14 protein-coding genes are annotated in these 16,703 nt (G+C 41.6%); 13 read left to right on the top strand and 1 reads right to left on the bottom strand.

What is annotated here, in order from left to right; all coding sequences use genetic code 11:
- The first annotated feature begins 220 nt into the window (after window positions 1-220).
- From KR50_RS13955 to KR50_RS13895, 13 genes are all read left to right on the top strand, one after another.
- Window positions 221-1,192 carry a tetratricopeptide repeat protein gene (locus KR50_RS13955; RefSeq protein ID WP_041059884.1) on the top strand — a complete coding sequence of 324 codons (972 nt, stop codon included), beginning with the start codon at window positions 221-223 and terminating at the stop codon, window positions 1,190-1,192.
- A 155-nt stretch (window positions 1,193-1,347) separates the two neighbouring features.
- The gene (tig, locus tag KR50_RS13950) at window positions 1,348-2,640 is read left to right on the top strand and encodes a trigger factor (protein ID WP_041059882.1); all 1,293 of its coding nucleotides are present in this window, start codon (window positions 1,348-1,350) and stop codon (window positions 2,638-2,640) included.
- Between the two features lie 270 nt (window positions 2,641-2,910).
- The gene (gene clpX, locus KR50_RS13945; RefSeq protein WP_041059879.1) at window positions 2,911-4,182 is read left to right on the top strand and encodes an ATP-dependent protease ATP-binding subunit ClpX; all 1,272 of its coding nucleotides are present in this window, start codon (window positions 2,911-2,913) and stop codon (window positions 4,180-4,182) included.
- 191 nt (window positions 4,183-4,373) lie between these two features.
- A complete protein-coding gene (gene lon, locus KR50_RS13940) occupies window positions 4,374-6,698 on the top strand; it encodes an endopeptidase La (protein ID WP_041059876.1) in 2,325 nt (774 codons plus the stop codon).
- Complete coding sequence (gene yihA, locus KR50_RS13935; protein ID WP_041059874.1) at window positions 6,695-7,282, top strand: ribosome biogenesis GTP-binding protein YihA/YsxC; 588 nt, start codon at window positions 6,695-6,697, stop codon at window positions 7,280-7,282. Before lon ends, yihA begins: the two co-directional genes overlap by 4 nt.
- A 506-nt stretch (window positions 7,283-7,788) precedes the next feature.
- Entirely contained in the window at window positions 7,789-9,144 is a 1,356-nt protein-coding gene (gene hemA, locus KR50_RS13930) for a glutamyl-tRNA reductase (protein ID WP_052477128.1), read from the top strand.
- Between the two features lie 14 nt (window positions 9,145-9,158).
- Window positions 9,159-9,992: a cytochrome C assembly family protein gene (locus KR50_RS13925; RefSeq protein WP_041059871.1), complete on the top strand. Its 834-nt coding sequence runs from the start codon at window positions 9,159-9,161 to the stop codon at window positions 9,990-9,992.
- 100 nt (window positions 9,993-10,092) lie between these two features.
- Window positions 10,093-11,031 (top strand): hydroxymethylbilane synthase, encoded by a 939-nt coding sequence (hemC, locus tag KR50_RS13920; RefSeq protein ID WP_041059868.1) that lies wholly within the window; start codon window positions 10,093-10,095, stop codon window positions 11,029-11,031.
- Window position 11,032: 1 nt separating this feature from the next.
- Entirely contained in the window at window positions 11,033-11,818 is a 786-nt protein-coding gene (locus KR50_RS13915; RefSeq protein ID WP_041059866.1) for a uroporphyrinogen-III synthase, read from the top strand.
- Window positions 11,819-11,830: 12 nt separating this feature from the next.
- Window positions 11,831-12,808, top strand: coding sequence for a porphobilinogen synthase (gene hemB / locus KR50_RS13910; RefSeq protein ID WP_041059864.1), 978 nt, complete (start codon window positions 11,831-11,833; stop codon window positions 12,806-12,808).
- A gap of 20 nt (window positions 12,809-12,828) precedes the next feature.
- Window positions 12,829-14,118: a glutamate-1-semialdehyde 2,1-aminomutase gene (gene hemL, locus KR50_RS13905; protein ID WP_041059857.1), complete on the top strand. Its 1,290-nt coding sequence runs from the start codon at window positions 12,829-12,831 to the stop codon at window positions 14,116-14,118.
- A gap of 81 nt (window positions 14,119-14,199) precedes the next feature.
- Window positions 14,200-15,267, top strand: a complete 1,068-nt coding sequence (locus tag KR50_RS13900; protein WP_041060406.1) for an AbrB family transcriptional regulator — start codon at window positions 14,200-14,202, stop codon at window positions 15,265-15,267.
- A 126-nt stretch (window positions 15,268-15,393) separates the two neighbouring features.
- Window positions 15,394-16,464, top strand: a complete 1,071-nt coding sequence (locus tag KR50_RS13895; protein WP_041059855.1) for a hypothetical protein — start codon at window positions 15,394-15,396, stop codon at window positions 16,462-16,464.
- On the opposite strand, the gene KR50_RS13890 is transcribed toward KR50_RS13895, so the two are convergent.
- Window positions 16,461-16,652, bottom strand: coding sequence for a hypothetical protein (locus KR50_RS13890; RefSeq protein WP_041059852.1), 192 nt, complete (start codon window positions 16,650-16,652; stop codon window positions 16,461-16,463). The genes KR50_RS13895 and KR50_RS13890 overlap by 4 nt on opposite strands.
- Window positions 16,653-16,703 lie beyond the last annotated feature (51 nt).

The following is a 16,703-nucleotide window of genomic DNA, read 5'->3' as shown; positions in this document are numbered from 1 at the left end:
TCAGCAGCTTTGATAGTAAGAGATTAACCTGCTGAATCGAGTGAGGCGTTTTCCCGATAGGTTCTCTGCTGAAGCTTAAACTTGTTTAAGCAGGAAGAGATCCTATCTTCTTCTATAGAGCTTTCAAATTGTTTAGGCGACGCTGCAGCTTTCCGTTTTGGTTTTAGTAAAAGTCATGCTAAACTCAAATCACTTACAATATCGGAAGGATGTATGATCCGTGGCTAAACGTCCAGGAAAAAAGAAATCGAATGATCAAAAAGTAGTTCCCTTTCCGCAGCTGAAAGACCGGCTGGTAGAAAAAGGGCTTGAAAAGCTGCAGGAACAGCATCATGCAGAAGCGATCCAGCTGCTTAAAGATGCTTATGCACTGGATCAGGAAGATTCTGTCACCCTGACTTCTCTAGCGGTCGCTTTGTATGAAGACCATAACTGGACAGAATCAAAGGAACTTTGTGAAAAAATGCTTCATGAAGGTATTGGTGACTATGAAGAGACACTCGAATTATATATAATGAATCTATTTCAGCTGAAAGAACATGAAAGTATTGCAGAAACGATTCATACGGTACTTGATGAAGGAGTGCTGTCTCTTGAGAGAAGAGATCGCTTTGAGCATCTTTTATCCATTAGTCATAAGCAGGATCAACAGGTTCAGCGGGAAGATACTTCTTTTCAATCCTTCAGCCTGCAAAAAGATCTTGAACAGCAAATGGTTCAAGTAGCAAATCTTTCTAAACAGAATATTCACCCTATTAAAGATTCTCTCATTGAAGTTATTCAAGTAAAGGAAACACACCCTTTTATTAAAACGATGTTGTTGAATATTTTAAGAGAACAGGGCATTCAGGACGACATTCTCGTGGAAAAATGGGGAAGGAAAACGCTTGTTAATCCGTCTGAGTTAAAAGAACCTTTTGAGTCTGATCGATTTGAAGAAGTACTGATGCGTATTCAAAACCAGGCGGGGCATGAAGATCCAAATCTAGTGGAATTGGCAATCGATCTCATGAGAAGACATCTTTTTCTTCTCTATCCTTATTCATGGGCAGAACAGGATCCTGCGATTATTGCCATTGCCTATCTTCACTTAGGCGAAAGGTATATGGGACTGGAAATGGAATGGAACGAAGATGAAACAGACGGTATTGCAGATGAAATTGAAACATTAGAAATGGTTCCCATTATATGAACTAATGCATACCTGTTGAAAGAGTGTTATCCTATGTTATAATACAATGGTTGCATAATGGGACTTGTGATGCCTAAATTCACAAAGTCAACGTCTCACCGCTGATTAGCGTGAAACCATTAAAATTACTATAGATGTGTTGGAGGGAATTGAGTATGTCAGCAAAATGGGAAAAACAAGAAGGTAATGAAGGAGTATTAACGGTAGAAGTTGATACTGAAACAGTAAACAAAGGATTAGATGACGCATTTAAAAAGGTAGTTAAGCAAATTAACGTACCTGGATTCCGTAAAGGGAAAATGCCCCGTCAAATGTTTGAAAAACGTTTTGGTGTGGAGTCTCTTTATCAGGACGCACTTGACCTGATTCTTCCTGAAGCTTACGCAAGTGCTGTTGATGAGGCTGGCATTCAGCCGGTTGATCGTCCTGAAATTGACGTAGAGCAAATGGAAAAAGGAAAAGTACTTATCTTCACTGCAAAAGTAATTGTAAAGCCTGAGGTTAAATTAGGTGAATACAAAGGACTTGAAGTGGAAAAGCTGGAAACAGAAGTAACAGAAGATGATGTTGCTGCTGAATTGAAGACTCTTCAGGAACGTCAGGCAGAGCTTGTTGTTAAAGAAGAAGGCGCAATTGAAGATGGCGATACCGTTACAATGGATTTTGAAGGCTTCGTGAATGGCGAAGCATTTGAGGGTGGCCAGGCTGAAAATTATTCTCTTGAAATTGGTTCTGGTTCTTTCATTCCAGGATTTGAAGAACAGCTTGTTGGACTTTCTGCAGGAGAAGAAAAAGAGGTTGATGTTTCTTTCCCTGAAGAGTATCATGCTGAAGAACTTGCCGGTAAACCAGCAGTTTTCAAAGTAAAGGTTCATGAAATTAAAGCAAAAGAACTTCCAGCTCTTAATGATGAGTTTGCGAAAGAGACTGATGATGAAGAGATCGAAACGCTTGATCAGCTTAAAGAAAAGACCAGAGCACGCTTAGAAGAAGAAAAGAAAAATAATGCTGAAGCAGCTCTGCGCGATTCTTTATTAGAACAGGCATCTCAAAATGCTGAAATCGAAGTTCCAGAAGCGATGATTACAACAGAAGTTGACCGTATGCTTCAAGAATTCGAACAGCGTCTATCTTCACAAGGAATGAATCTTGAACTTTATTTCCAGTTCAGCGGTCAGGACGAAGAAGCTCTTCGCGCTCAAATGAAAGAAGATGCATCAAAACGCGTTCGTACAAATCTTACGCTTGAAGCCATTGCAGAAGCTGAAAACATCACGGTAACAGAAGAAGATGTTGAAGCTGAATTAAGCAAAATGACAGAGCAGTTCGGTATGTCAGTTGAGCAGATTAAAACAGCTCTAGGCGGATCTACAGAAGTTTTGGAAAATGATCTTAAAATGCAAAAAGCGATCGATTTTCTTGTTGATAACAGCCAAACAGTTGCATAATTGAAAGTAAGATAATAATATATATAGAAATGCAAGGCGCGAAGGTATTCGTGCCTTGTTTTCTACATACATATCAATTATACATAGTCCTTTGGACAAAAAGCATTTGGGCAAATGATCCGATTCGTGTTATTTCCGTCTCTTTAACCGCTGTGTTACAATTTCTATATAAGCTGTTTAAATTCGATGGTGTTTTATGTGATGAGCATAAAAGTTGTCTTGAATGTGCATCACAAGTATGATATGAGTTTGAAATAAGGGGTGAACGTAATGTTTAAATTTAATGATGAAAAAGGACAGCTTAAATGTTCTTTTTGTGGAAAAACGCAGGAGCAGGTTCGTAAATTAGTTGCGGGACCTGGTGTGTATATTTGTGACGAATGTATCGAGCTTTGCACAGAAATTGTTGAAGAGGAGCTGGGTACAGAAGAAGAAGTGGAGTTTAAAGATGTACCTAAGCCAAAAGAAATTCTGGGTATACTTGATGAATACGTAATTGGTCAGGAAAGAGCTAAAAAATCCCTTTCCGTTGCGGTATATAATCATTACAAACGAATCAATTCCAATAGTAAAGTTGACGATGTGGAGCTTTCTAAGAGTAATATTTGTCTTATCGGTCCTACCGGTTCTGGTAAAACACTTCTTGCTCAGACACTTGCGCGTATTTTGAATGTACCTTTTGCGATCGCGGATGCAACCTCTCTGACAGAAGCCGGTTATGTAGGGGAAGATGTTGAAAATATCCTGCTAAAGCTAATTCAGTCAGCTGATTATGATGTAGAGCGCGCTGAAAAAGGCATTATCTATATTGATGAAATTGATAAAGTTGCCCGCAAATCAGAAAATCCGTCCATTACTCGGGACGTATCAGGTGAAGGGGTACAGCAGGCGCTGCTTAAAATTCTTGAAGGTACGACAGCAAGCGTTCCACCACAAGGCGGACGTAAGCATCCTCATCAGGAATTCATTCAAATTGATACAACAAATATCCTCTTTATCTGCGGAGGAGCATTCGATGGCGTTGACCAAATCGTAAAACGACGCCTCGGTCAAAAAGTCATCGGTTTTGGATCTGATCCAAATAAAGCTGATGTAAAAGAAAGAGAACTCCTCGCTAAGCTGGTACCGGAGGACCTCTTGAAGTTCGGATTGATACCTGAGTTTATCGGCCGTCTTCCTGTTACTGCAACGCTAGAGACGCTTGATGAAGAAGCGCTGGTTTCAATTTTGACTCAGCCTAAAAATGCTCTTGTGAAACAGTATCAAAAAATGCTTGAGCTTGATGATGTAGAGCTGGAATTTGAAGAAGGAGCACTTCTAGAAATTTCACGTAATGCTATTGAGCGCAAAACTGGAGCTCGTGGGCTTCGTTCTATTATTGAAAACATTATGCTTGATGTCATGTTCGATCTGCCTTCTCGTGAAGATATTAAAAAATGTATCATCACTCAGGACACAGTCGAAAAAAATGAACGTCCAATCCTTGTTTTAGAAGATGGAACAAAGATCGGTCCAAGTGATGAACAGAAAACATCTGCTTAAAAATTAAAGAAATAAAGAGGCTGACTCGTTAGACCCACTATCGAGTCAGTTTTTTTTGCCATTATGAGCATGATGATGGATGCTGACCATAAGAAAAGGGTACAGTAATTACATCTTATAATTTTCAATTTAAAAATCGTACCTGACATGTAAAGCTGTTCAGGTCTTAGTTTAATGGAGGTGCAGTTTTAATGTCAGACAAGAACAACTATACGGTGCCGCTGCTTCCGCTGAGAGGATTATTAGTTTACCCAACGATGGTCCTTCATTTGGATGTAGGCAGGGAACGTTCTGTGCAAGCATTAGAAAAAGCAATGATGGATGACCATTTGATCTTTCTTTCCACTCAAAAAGATATGACAGTAGATCAGCCGGATCAAACAGATCTATATTCGATGGGAACGCTTACTAAAGTAAAGCAGATGCTTAAGCTACCCAACGGAACAATACGGGTGCTCGTGGAAGGACTGGAGCGTGCGAAAATCACGTCATTCCTCGATGAAACAAGTCATTACACGGTAGAGGTGGAGTCGGTTCCGGATTCCCCGGAGAAAACAGCTGAACTCGAAGCGTTAATGAGAACGTTGACGGATTACTTTGAACAGTATATTAATTTGTCAAAGAAAGTGTCTACTGAAACATTGAACACCGTTACAGATATTGAAGAACCGGGAAGACTTGCAGATATTATTGCGTCTCATCTTCCTCTGAAGCTTAAGCTGAAGCAGGAATTACTGAATACAACAGACATTAAACAAAGAATTACACGGGTGATTGAAACCATTAATAACGAAAAAGAAGTCCTGAGCCTTGAGAAAAAAATAGGACAGCGTGTTAAAAAATCAATGGAGCGCACCCAAAAAGAATATTATTTGCGTGAGCAGATGAAAGCGATCCAAAAAGAACTTGGAGATAAAGACGGCAAGTCCGGCGAAGTATCTGATTTGGCAGCAAAAATTAAAAAAGCTGAAATGCCTGAAAATGTTTTGAAAGTGGCGATGAAGGAACTTGACCGTTATGAAAAAATCCCGGCAGCTTCTGCAGAAAGCTCCGTTATTCGAAACTATATAGACTGGCTCATTCAGGTTCCATGGACTAAATCCACAGCCGATGATCTGGATATTAAACGGGCTGAAGACATTTTAAACCGTGACCATTATGGTCTTGAAAAAGTTAAAGAACGCGTTTTAGAGTATTTAGCTGTTCAGCAGCTGACGAAGTCACTTAAAGGCCCTATTCTTTGCCTGGCAGGCCCTCCTGGTGTAGGGAAAACAAGTTTAGCTCGATCGATTGCAGAATCCATTGGGCGTAAATTTGTAAGAATTTCACTTGGCGGGGTAAGAGATGAATCTGAGATTCGCGGCCACCGTCGAACCTATGTTGGGGCAATGCCGGGCCGTATTATTCAAGGAATGAAAAAAGCAACGACCGTTAATCCGGTGTTTCTTTTAGATGAGATCGATAAAATGTCCAACGATTTCAGAGGCGATCCTTCCTCGGCAATGCTTGAAGTGCTTGACCCTGAACAAAATAACTCGTTCAGCGACCACTATATTGAAGAGCCTTACGATCTTTCCAAGGTACTGTTTATTGCTACAGCCAATAACCTGTCTACCATCCCTGGTCCGCTGAGAGACCGGATGGAGATCATTACGATCGCAGGCTATACAGAGCAGGAAAAGACCAGTATTGCTAAAAATCATCTGCTTCCAAAACAGTTAAAAGAGCACGGCCTAACTAAGAGTAAGCTTCAACTCCGAGACGACACTGTACAGGAAATTGTCCGGTATCATACACGGGAAGCCGGTGTCCGTGGTTTAGAACGCCAGCTTGCTACCATCAGCAGAAAAACAGCGAAAATTATTGTCAGTGGAGATAAAAAACGCGTAGTCGTTACAGCAAACAGTCTTACTGATTTTCTCGGCAAGCGAAAATTCCGCTACGGGCAAGCCGAAACAGAAGATCAAATTGGTGTGGCAACAGGGCTAGCCTATACATCGGTCGGCGGGGACACGCTTCAAATTGAAGTGTCTTTATCTCCAGGAAAAGGAAAGCTTGTCCTCACGGGGAAACTTGGTGATGTAATGAAAGAATCAGCTCAAACAGCTTTTTCTTTTGTCCGTTCCAAGGCCAGAGAATTAAATTTGGAAGAGCAATTTCATGAAAAATATGACATTCATATTCATGTGCCAGAAGGCGCCGTGCCAAAAGATGGTCCTTCTGCTGGTATCACGATTGTAACAGCGCTCGTGTCAGCTCTAACAAACCGTCCGATACGAAGAGAAATTGGGATGACTGGAGAGGTAACCCTTAGAGGAAGAGTTCTTCCAATCGGAGGGTTGAAAGAAAAATCCTTAAGCGCACATAGAGCAGGATTAACAACCATTATTATTCCTAAAGAAAATGAGCGGGATATAGACGACATTCCGGAAAGTATACGAAACGAATTAACCTTTATTCTTGTCTCACATGTGGATGAAGTACTTGAACGGGCGTTAGCAGGTGATGAAAAGTGAAAATAACTAAATCAGAGATCGTAATAAGCGCAGTAAAGCCAGAACAATACCCAGAGGGCGGACTTCCTGAGTTCGCTCTTGCCGGGCGTTCTAATGTTGGGAAATCCTCTTTCATTAATAAAATGATTAACCGGAAATCGTTGGCACGGATTTCTTCAAAGCCGGGTAAAACACAGACGTTAAATTTCTATTTACTAAATGAATTGCTCTATTTCGTCGATGTACCAGGCTATGGCTATGCAAAAGTTTCTAAAACGGAGCGTGCAGCATGGGGGAAAATGATCGAGACTTATATGACAGATCGAAAGCCTTTAAAAGCAGTAGTACTCATTGTTGATTTGCGTCACCCTCCAACAAATGATGATATTATGATGTATGATTTTTTAAAGCACTTTGATATCCCTTGCCTGGTTGTCGCGACGAAAGCAGATAAAATTCCTAAAGGGAAATGGCAGAAGCATATGAGTGTAACCAGACGGGCGCTGCAGATTGAAGATGGTGATGAATTAATTATGTTTTCATCAGAGACCGGTCTGGGAAAAGATGAAGCGTGGAAATTTTTAACGCACCAAATGAATGATTAATACTTTATGAGAATCTGATATTTTAACCTTACGTATAGATCGTTAAGAATCATTCACTTTAAGCCGCTGCTAATTCTATAAAACTGGAACTAGCAGCGGCTTTTTATTTCATTTGTCACCTTCCTGAATTGTACATAGAAACCTCAAGATTTAACCCTTGTAAATAGCAATCTGCCTCGATAGTGAACAGCCTCATTTTAACAGCTAGAAAAAGAATTTTTAAAGCAAGGTTTAATGATTTCAGCCTAGGCAATAATATCTATATAACGTAACTTAATGGAAAATGAGCCGAACAGTTGAAACAAGCATTCCACTTTGGTAATCTAGATGAAGAGATAACTGTCACATAATGGTGCGATTCGGGAACTGTTCCTGTACATTATGTGAAAACGTGACCAACTGTGTCGAATATGGTTTCAATGGATGTTCACATTTGAAACAAAGGCACAGATTTTGACGTGTTATAATAGAGGTAATGATTAAATGGTGGGGGTGTCATTCAAAACATGCACATTTTAGTGGTAGGATTGAATTACAAAACGGCCCCTGTTGAGATAAGAGAGCGTCTTTCTTTTCAGGAAGCGGATCTTCAGCATGCAATGGAGTCTCTGCAGACAAAAAAAAGCATACTGGAAAACGTGATTGTATCTACGTGCAACCGCACAGAAATTTATGCAGTCGTGGATCAGCTTCATACAGGTCGTTATTATATAAAAGATTTTCTAGCAAAATGGTTCGGAATTGATAAGGAAGAATTCAGTCCTTATTTATTTATATATGAAAAAGATGGTGCAATGGAGCACTTATTTAAAGTGAGCTGCGGGCTGGATTCGATGATCGTCGGAGAAACTCAGATTCTTGGTCAGGTTCGCAAAAGCTTTTTTACTGCACAGCAGGTAGGCGCAACGGGCACAGTATTCAATGAGCTGTTTAAGCAATCCATTACGCTTGCAAAGAAAGCACATTCAGAAACAGATATTGCTTCTAATGCCGTATCGGTTTCGTATGCTGCTGTAGAGCTCGCTAAAAAGATTTTTGGTGATTTAAATAAAAAGCACGTCTTAATTCTTGGCGCAGGAAAAATGGGCGAGCTTGCCATTCAAAATCTCCAGGGAAGCGGTGCTACGAAGATTACCGTAATCAATCGGACCTTCGAGAAAGCTCAGAGTCTGGCAGCAAAGTTTGACGGCCAGGCGAAAGAAATGCGCGAATTGCAGTGTGCACTGATGGAAGCAGATATTTTGATTACTTCCACAGGCTCAAAAGATGCATTGATTGATAAAGAAATGATGACTTATGTAGAGCGTATGCGCAAAGGCCGCCCGTTTTTCATGGTTGACATTGCCGTGCCTCGTGATCTAGATCCTGCAATTAACGACCTTGATAATGTATTTCTTTATGATATAGATGATCTGGAAGGAATCGTTCAGGCGAATCTTGCAGAGCGGAAGCAAGCTGCTGAAGCGATTGAAATTATGGTAGAAGAAACCATTGTGAATTTTAAGGAATGGCTTAATATGCTTGGTGTTGTCCCTGTAATATCTGCGCTGCGCGAGAAAGCACTGGATGTACAGGCTGAAACGATGCAAAGCATTGAACGAAAAATGCCAAGCTTGACGGATCGGGAACGTAAAATCTTAAACAAGCACACAAAAAGTATTATTAACCAGCTGTTAAAGGATCCGATTTTACAAGCGAAGGAATTGGCCGCCTTACCGGATGGAGAGGAAAAGCTTGAGCTTTTTATGAAGATTTTTAACCTGCAAGAACAGGTGAAAGGCTCACTCCATGATTCTGAGGAAGCAGCAAAAGAATCTGACTGGTTGGCTAAGCCTGAGCCGCAGCTTTCCTTACAGCCCTGAGCGGGGGACCACAGATGTTTGAATTGTCTATGACTCGTCTTCACGAGGTAATGATTATCCTTTATTCCGTAAGTGTCCTGCTTTATTTTATGGATTTTCTACAAAAGAACCAGAAGGCAAATAAGCTTGCCTTCTGGCTTTTAGCAATTGTTTGGGTCCTTCAAACAATTTTTTTGTTTCTATACATGACTAGAACAGGAAGGTTTCCGGTTCTTACTCTTTTTGAAGGTATTTATTTTTATGCATGGGTGTTGGTTACACTGTCATTGGCGATTAATCGTCTGATGCGTGTAGACTTCACCGTTTTTTTTGTCAATGTTATCGGCTTTATTTTTATGGCTATTCACACATTTGCCCCTATACAGGCATCTTCGAATGCGGCTGCCGAGAGACTGATGTCTGAACTTTTGCTCATTCATATCACAATCGCATTACTGTCGTATGGGGCTTTTTCTCTATCTGTTGTTTTTTCCATACTCTATCTCTTGCAATATAGAATGCTAAAGAAAAAAAAGTGGGGACAGAAGCTTCAGAGAATTACAGATTTATCAAAGCTCGAAAAAGGGTCATTCATTTTAAATGTAATAGGATTCCCTATGCTGCTGCTCAGCTTGATTTTAGGTGTTCAGTGGGCGGTCATTACGCTGCCATACATGATCTGGTATGACGTGAAGATCGTGGGCTCCTTTTTTATATTGGCTATTTATGGAGTATTCTTGTATTTGAAGGTAGGAAAGGGTTTATCAGGAAAAACATTGGCTATGCTGAATATAGCTGCTTTTCTGTGCCTTTTGATTAATTTTCTGCTTGGCAGCAGATGGTCATCCTTTCATTTTTGGTATTCTTAAAAAAATATGCTGACGATGAGGATGGCAATAAAAACAGTTAGTAAGTGAGCAGGAAGGGTGAAAGCTTCAATGCCCTTTTACATAGGAGGAATTAAGCACAATGCGAAAAATTGTTGTAGGTTCTAGAAGAAGCAAGCTGGCCATGACGCAAACCAATTGGGTCATTAATCAATTGAAAGCGCTGGATCCAGCTGTAGAATTTGAAATCAAAGAAATTGTGACAAAAGGGGATCAAATACAAAACGTCATGCTGTCAAAAGTGGGCGGTAAAGGGTTATTTGTAAAAGAGATTGAACAAGCCATGATTGATGGGGAAATTGATATGGCGGTTCACAGTATGAAAGATATGCCAGCAGAACTTCCGGAAGGTCTAACCATTGGCAGTATCCCGGAGCGCGAGGACCCTCGTGACGCACTGATTTCAAATAGCGGTCAGTCGCTGGCTCAACTGCCTGCCGGTTCTATAATCGGAACCAGCAGCTTAAGAAGAAGTGCGCAGATTTTAATGAATCGGCCCGACCTGAAAATCCAATGGATCAGAGGAAATATTGACACGCGGCTAAACAAGCTGAAAACAGAGAATTTTGACGCCATTATTCTTGCAGCTGCAGGTCTTTCAAGAATGGGCTGGTCGGCTGACATTGTAACTGAATTCTTAGAGCCTGCTGTCTGTCTTCCGGCCATTGGTCAGGGAGCACTGTCGATTGAATGCCGCGAGAATGATGCGGAGCTGCGTTTGCTGCTTGACCAATTCACTAATCCTGAAACTGAAGTGACAGTAGTTGCCGAGCGCGCTTTTCTTCACAAAATGGAAGGCGGATGCCAGGTCCCAATTGCAGGCTATGCCACATTGCAGGGAGAAAAAATATCATTAACAGCATTAGTTGCATCTCCAGACGGCAAAACCATTTATAAAGAAGTCGTAACCGGTGAGGATCCGATGGCAGTCGGTCACAAAGCAGCAGCCATTTTAACCGAACAAGGTGCTAAAGCATTGATCGATCAGGTCAAAGCTGAACAAGAACAAGAAGGCCAATAAAATGAACACCTCATTGGACGGGAAGAAGATATTGCTCACCAGACCGTATTCCTCCGCACTGGAGGATCAGCATCTGATAAATAAACGGCAGGGTCGATCAATAATAATCCCGATGATTGAGACTCATTCAATAAAGAGCGATAATGAAAAAGACATTACAAACAACCTGCCATTCTATTCCTGGATAGTACTGACAAGCAAAAACAGCGCTGAGTACACGCTTAATTGGTTTGGTAAACAAAAATCAGAATGGTTGAAATCAATAAAAATTGCAGTGATTGGAAAGAAAACGGCGCAATATGTTAAGGACCGGGGTTATCCCGTTGCTTTCTGCCCTGAAAGCTTTCGCGCCGCTGAATTTATTAAAGAGTTTCCATATGACCAGGCAAGCGAAACCCGTGTCTTGTTTCCTCAAGGGAATCTTGCCCGGCCGACCATCTTACATGCGTTTAAGCAGCGGAGCATTCAATGTGACAGATTGATTTTATACAAAACAGTGCAGCCGGTTGAAAGCAGAGACAAGCTGCTGGATGCATTTAAAAATAGAGATTTTTCTATTATTACATTCGCGAGCCCTTCAGCTGTAAGGAATTTTGTTAAGATTGTAAAAGATAACGATAATCTTTTTGATGACCTTTTAAAAGGAAATTGGATGATCGCAAGCATTGGTCCTACCACGACAGAAGAGCTGACAAGGTTTCACTTGCCTGTTCATGTTGAACCTGAGGTGTACACAATGGAGGCGATGGTTGAGGCCATCGCTGCGTATAAATTTAAGGAAGTCTAGGAGGAATGAGCAGTGAAGGACATTCAATTTGATCGTCACAGACGTCTTCGCACGTCTGACACACTTCGATCCATGGTGCGTGAAACATGGCTGCGGAAAGAAGACTTAATTTATCCCCTTTTTGTTGTCGAAGGAGAAAATATTCATAAGGAAGTTTCTTCAATGCCTGGTGTTTTTCATCTATCATTAGATGGGGTAGTAAAAGAGATGACCGAACTAGTAAATCTCGGCATTAAGTCGATCATTCTTTTTGGGGTTCCAAAAGAAAAGGATCCACTGGGTGGTCAGGCATATCATGATCATGGAATTGTTCAGGAGGCAACACGCCTGATAAAAAGCGAGTTTCCTGAGATGGTTGTCATTGCGGATACTTGTCTTTGCCAATATACTGACCATGGCCATTGCGGCATTATTGAAAATGGGCAAGTATTGAACGATCCCACTCTTGATTTGCTGGCAAGAACAGCCGTCAGCCAAGCGAAAGCAGGTGCAGATATTATTGCTCCATCCAATATGATGGACGGATTTGTTGCTGCAATCCGCCGTGGACTCGATGAAGCGGGGTTCATAGATACGCCAATTATGAGCTATGCAGTGAAATATTCTTCGAGCTTCTATGGACCTTTTCGGGATGCAGCCCACAGTTCTCCGCAATTTGGCGACCGTAAAACCTATCAAATGGACCCTGCTAACCGGTTGGAAGCACTGCGCGAAGCAGAAAGCGACGTGAATGAAGGAGCAGATTTCTTAATCGTTAAACCTGCACTTTCGTATCTTGATATTATGAGAGACGTGAAAGACCGTTTTCCGCTGCCAGTCGTGGCCTACAATGTCAGTGGTGAATACTCAATGATCAAGGCCGCTGCACAGAACGGCTGGGTCAACGAAAAAGAAATCGTCATGGAAAAGCTTACGAGTATGAAACGTGCAGGAGCAGATTTGATTATTACCTATCATGCTAAAGATGCTGCAGCATGGTTATCTAACTAAACAATCATGGAGGGATAAACATGCCAAGTTATAATCGTTCAAAAGAGGCATTCACTGAAGCGGAAACACTTATGCCGGGTGGTGTTAACAGCCCCGTTCGCGCATTTAAATCTGTTAACATGGATCCCATTTTCATGCAAAAAGGAAAAGGTTCAAAAATATACGATATAGATGGCAATGAGTACATTGATTATGTCCTTTCATGGGGACCTTTAATTTTGGGTCACGCAGATGACCAAGTAGTTTCTGCCATTCAGGAAACAGCGCTTGGCGGGACAAGCTTTGGTGCACCAACGACTCTTGAAAACAAACTGGCAAAACTGGTTATTGACCGTGTACCTTCAATTGAAAAAGTGCGAATGGTCTCTTCCGGAACAGAAGCTACGATGAGTGCGCTTCGTTTAGCGCGCGGTTTTACGGGGCGTGATAAGATAGTGAAATTTGAAGGCTGCTACCACGGTCATGGTGACAGTCTGCTGATTAAAGCGGGGTCCGGGGTTGCGACGCTGGGTCTTCCTGACAGCCCGGGCGTACCAAAAAGTGTTGCTGAAAACACCATTACAGTGCCATATAATGATGAGGAATCCATTCAATATGTATTTAACGAATTCGGCCCGGAAATTGCGGCAGTGATCGTTGAGCCGGTTGCAGGCAATATGGGAGTTGTTCCTCCAAATGAAGGATTTCTTGAAAAATTGCGGGAGTTGACCACTGAACATCAATCACTGCTGATTTTTGATGAGGTGATGACGGGCTTCCGGGTTGGTTATCATTGTGCACAGGGACACCTCGGTGTAACGCCGGATCTTACCTGTTTAGGGAAGGTTATTGGAGGCGGACTTCCTGTAGGTGCCTTTGGCGGCCGTGAAGACATTATGGACCAGATTGCGCCAACAGGACCGATCTATCAGGCAGGCACGTTATCAGGCAACCCGCTTGCCATGACAGCAGGATATGAGACACTTTCACAACTTACGCCTGAATCCTACGATTATTTCATTGAGCTTGGTGATCTTCTTGAAGAAGGTTTCACGGCTCTGGCTCAAAAATATTCTATTCCACATACGGTTAATCGTGCGGGATCCATGTTGGGCTTCTTCTTTACAGACGAAAAAGTAACCAATTTCGATCAAGCAAAATCAGCTGATTTACAACTCTTTGCTGAATTTTACCGGCATATGGCCGACAATGGCGTTTTTCTGCCTCCGTCACAATTTGAGGGATGGTTCTTATCCACAGCTCATACAAAATCGGATGTAGAAAAAACACTTGAGGCAGTAGAGGCTTCATTCAAAGCGATAGCAAAATAAGATAGTATTCATGCCGGTCCGGGGATAACAGCCTGAGGCCGGTTTTTTGTTATACTAAAATGCAGGAAGAAGGTGGTGCTTTTGGCATATAGTAAGTGGAAGTGGCTTTTTGTCACTGCCTTATTATCCACTGGGATGGGCCTCTTTTTTTATGCGGCAGGAATTTTTCTGCCCTGGCTGTTAGGTCCGTTAGTGATTATGATGATTTTAAAAAATACTGTAGAATGGCCATTTTATTGGCCAAATTGGCTGCGTAATACTGGACTGTTGATCATTGGGCTTCAGATGGGAACCTCTTTTACAAAAGAAGCCCTGCTCATTATGGTGTTGAATTTGCCTTTAATGCTCTTATTAACACTGATGATCGTAGGATTTACTGCCGTATCAGCACTGGCTTTATCAAAAAATACTGAATATTGTTATCAGACGGCGCTGCTGGGAAGTTTCCCGGGTGGATTATCTCAGATGGTTCTGTTAAGTGAGGAAGTAAGAGGTGCACAGACCTCTGCAGTAGCTTTAATGCAAACGATTCGCATCCTCCTTGTCATTACCGTAGTACCGTTTTTAGTTACATATTTTTTCCCCTCAGCTGAAGAAGGGATGTCTCAAACTGTCCTGCCAATGATTACGACGATGCCTGTGTTGTGGCTTTTTTTCCTTGCATGTTCAGTCCTCCTTGTTTTAAAGGGAATGAAAAAAGCGCACTTTCCCATTCCATTCATGCTCGCACCTTTACTCTGTGTGGTTGGCTTTAATATTATAACTTCGAGCCCTTTTGCGTTGCCTGAGCTTTCTATTGGTGCAGCTCAGATCGCACTTGGGGCACATCTCGGCCTGCAGATGAATGGATTGAGGGGGTTATTATCCCTAAAGCCTCTTTCTATTGTGGTTGGCATCAACTTAGCACTTATTGTTTTTTGTATCGGCCTGTCTTTTGTTTTAAACGCTGCTTTTTCATTTCCTCTGATTGATATGTTTTTAAGTGCTGCACCTGGTGGCGTCGCTGAAATGGCGATTACAGCTTATTCAGTTGGTGCAGATGTGTCTACTGTTACGAGCTTTCATCTATTCAGGATCTTTTTCATTTTATTTGCTGCTGCTCCAGCTACAGTGTTCTTATTAAAAAGATCTTTAAGAGAGGCGGGTTGATTTTCACTGCTGCAGGATCAAAAAGAGATTCAACTTGTGGTTCTCCTAGTCCGTCATATTTTTATCTGTATTTGCATATAAAGCAAGAGTAGGAGTTTTGCAAATGGAGAAATGAGGGAGGAAACGATGAAGAAAAATCACATGCCCCTATCGCTAAACGAATCCATTGTCCTTGATGGAGAAATCGGTTTAAAAGAGATTCGATCTCTTTCTTTTGAACCGAGCGTTTCAATTACTGAGCATGCAGACCATATTTTAATTGAGGGATCACTTTATTTAGCAGGAGAAGGGATTGCAAGCATGGATTCAAGGTACGATGAAAGAGCCTACAGCGGCTACGATCGTATTCAAGTTATTAATCATCCGCAGGACGAGCAGCTTGAATTTGAACATTACTTTCCCATTACGGTAGCGGTTTCTTCATCTCGAGTCTCTAATATTCACCAGCTAGATGTCTATATTGAGCATATTGATTATGAATTAAAAGATGAACGGCTTCTTAGCATACACGCTGATATCGTTGTCGATGGTGTATCAGAGAACGAAACCATTCAACCAGCTCCAGAAGAGCACGAAGAAGAATCTAATAAAGTGAATGAGCCGGTCGATGAAGAACGGGAAGAAGTACATGAAGAAGTAGAAGAAGTACATGAATTGCCTATTCGTCTCTTGCCTAATCCTTTAAATGAATGGAATGGTCAGGTGCCGCAGGATCAGCAGGTAGAATTTGACCTCGATGATCAATCAAGCTCAACTGAAGAAAAGAAAAAAGAATTGGAAGAAATTGAACCATTTATTGCATCTCAATCAGCTGTTGTTCCAGAAATCGAAATAAGAGCGACTCCGGCTGCAGAGTCACTCTATGCTCCTTACAATGAAGATTATACCTCCGCTGACTATTATAATGGTGTTGAGGATGAGGCTCATGCTGAGGTGTCAGGTGATGATCCAAGCGATACAAATGATACAAGAGATGAAGAGGATTCTCAGCAGCGGAATGATGATCAAGCGCTAATGAGTTTTGTATCTTCACTCGAAGAAGAAATGACGACGATCAAAATCTGTATTGCTCAGCAGGATGAAACACCAGAAATGGTGGCTGAACGCTACGGTGTATCGATGGTTCATTTAATGAAAAGCAATCATTTTGAATCAAGAGCCCCGTTTGAAAAAGGCAAGCTCATTTTTATCCCTTAAATCCATTCAAAATAAAGAACACAGGCCATCCCGATTAGAACGCCAAGAAGAAGTACATCAAAAGTGGTAGGAAGTAAAATCAGCCGCACAGTCTGAAAACAGCAAAAGGGAATAATCAGTGCCTGAAAGCTGGTGCGGCATTTTTTCCACCATGGAGGCATGGGCTTAGGAAACATTCTTTTAGCCATTTTGTTTCTTCCTTTCCATTTTTCATCATCTGATAGTATATGCCAGTTTGA

Origin of the sequence: Jeotgalibacillus campisalis (genome assembly GCF_000829515.1) — a bacterium.
GTDB classification, from domain to species: Bacteria; Bacillota; Bacilli; order Bacillales; family Jeotgalibacillaceae; genus Jeotgalibacillus; species Jeotgalibacillus campisalis.
The sequence above is the reverse complement of the archived record's forward strand: the minus strand, read 5'-3'. Positions and strand labels throughout refer to the sequence as shown.

Excerpts from the sequence above, each read along its gene's own strand:
- hemA (WP_052477128.1), top strand. The coding sequence starts at position 7,789 with ATGCACATTTTAGTGGTAGGATTGAATTACAAAACGGCCCCTGTTGAG.
- tig (WP_041059882.1), top strand. The coding sequence starts at position 1,348 with ATGTCAGCAAAATGGGAAAAACAAGAAGGTAATGAAGGAGTATTAACG.
- clpX (WP_041059879.1), top strand. The coding sequence starts at position 2,911 with ATGTTTAAATTTAATGATGAAAAAGGACAGCTTAAATGTTCTTTTTGT.
- hemC (WP_041059868.1), top strand. The coding sequence starts at position 10,093 with ATGCGAAAAATTGTTGTAGGTTCTAGAAGAAGCAAGCTGGCCATGACG.
- KR50_RS13895 (WP_041059855.1), top strand. The coding sequence starts at position 15,394 with ATGAAGAAAAATCACATGCCCCTATCGCTAAACGAATCCATTGTCCTT.
- lon (WP_041059876.1), top strand. The coding sequence starts at position 4,374 with ATGTCAGACAAGAACAACTATACGGTGCCGCTGCTTCCGCTGAGAGGA.
- KR50_RS13915 (WP_041059866.1), top strand. The coding sequence starts at position 11,033 with ATGAACACCTCATTGGACGGGAAGAAGATATTGCTCACCAGACCGTAT.
- KR50_RS13925 (WP_041059871.1), top strand. The coding sequence starts at position 9,159 with ATGTTTGAATTGTCTATGACTCGTCTTCACGAGGTAATGATTATCCTT.
- KR50_RS13890 (WP_041059852.1), bottom strand. The coding sequence starts at position 16,652 with ATGGCTAAAAGAATGTTTCCTAAGCCCATGCCTCCATGGTGGAAAAAA.
- hemL (WP_041059857.1), top strand. The coding sequence starts at position 12,829 with ATGCCAAGTTATAATCGTTCAAAAGAGGCATTCACTGAAGCGGAAACA.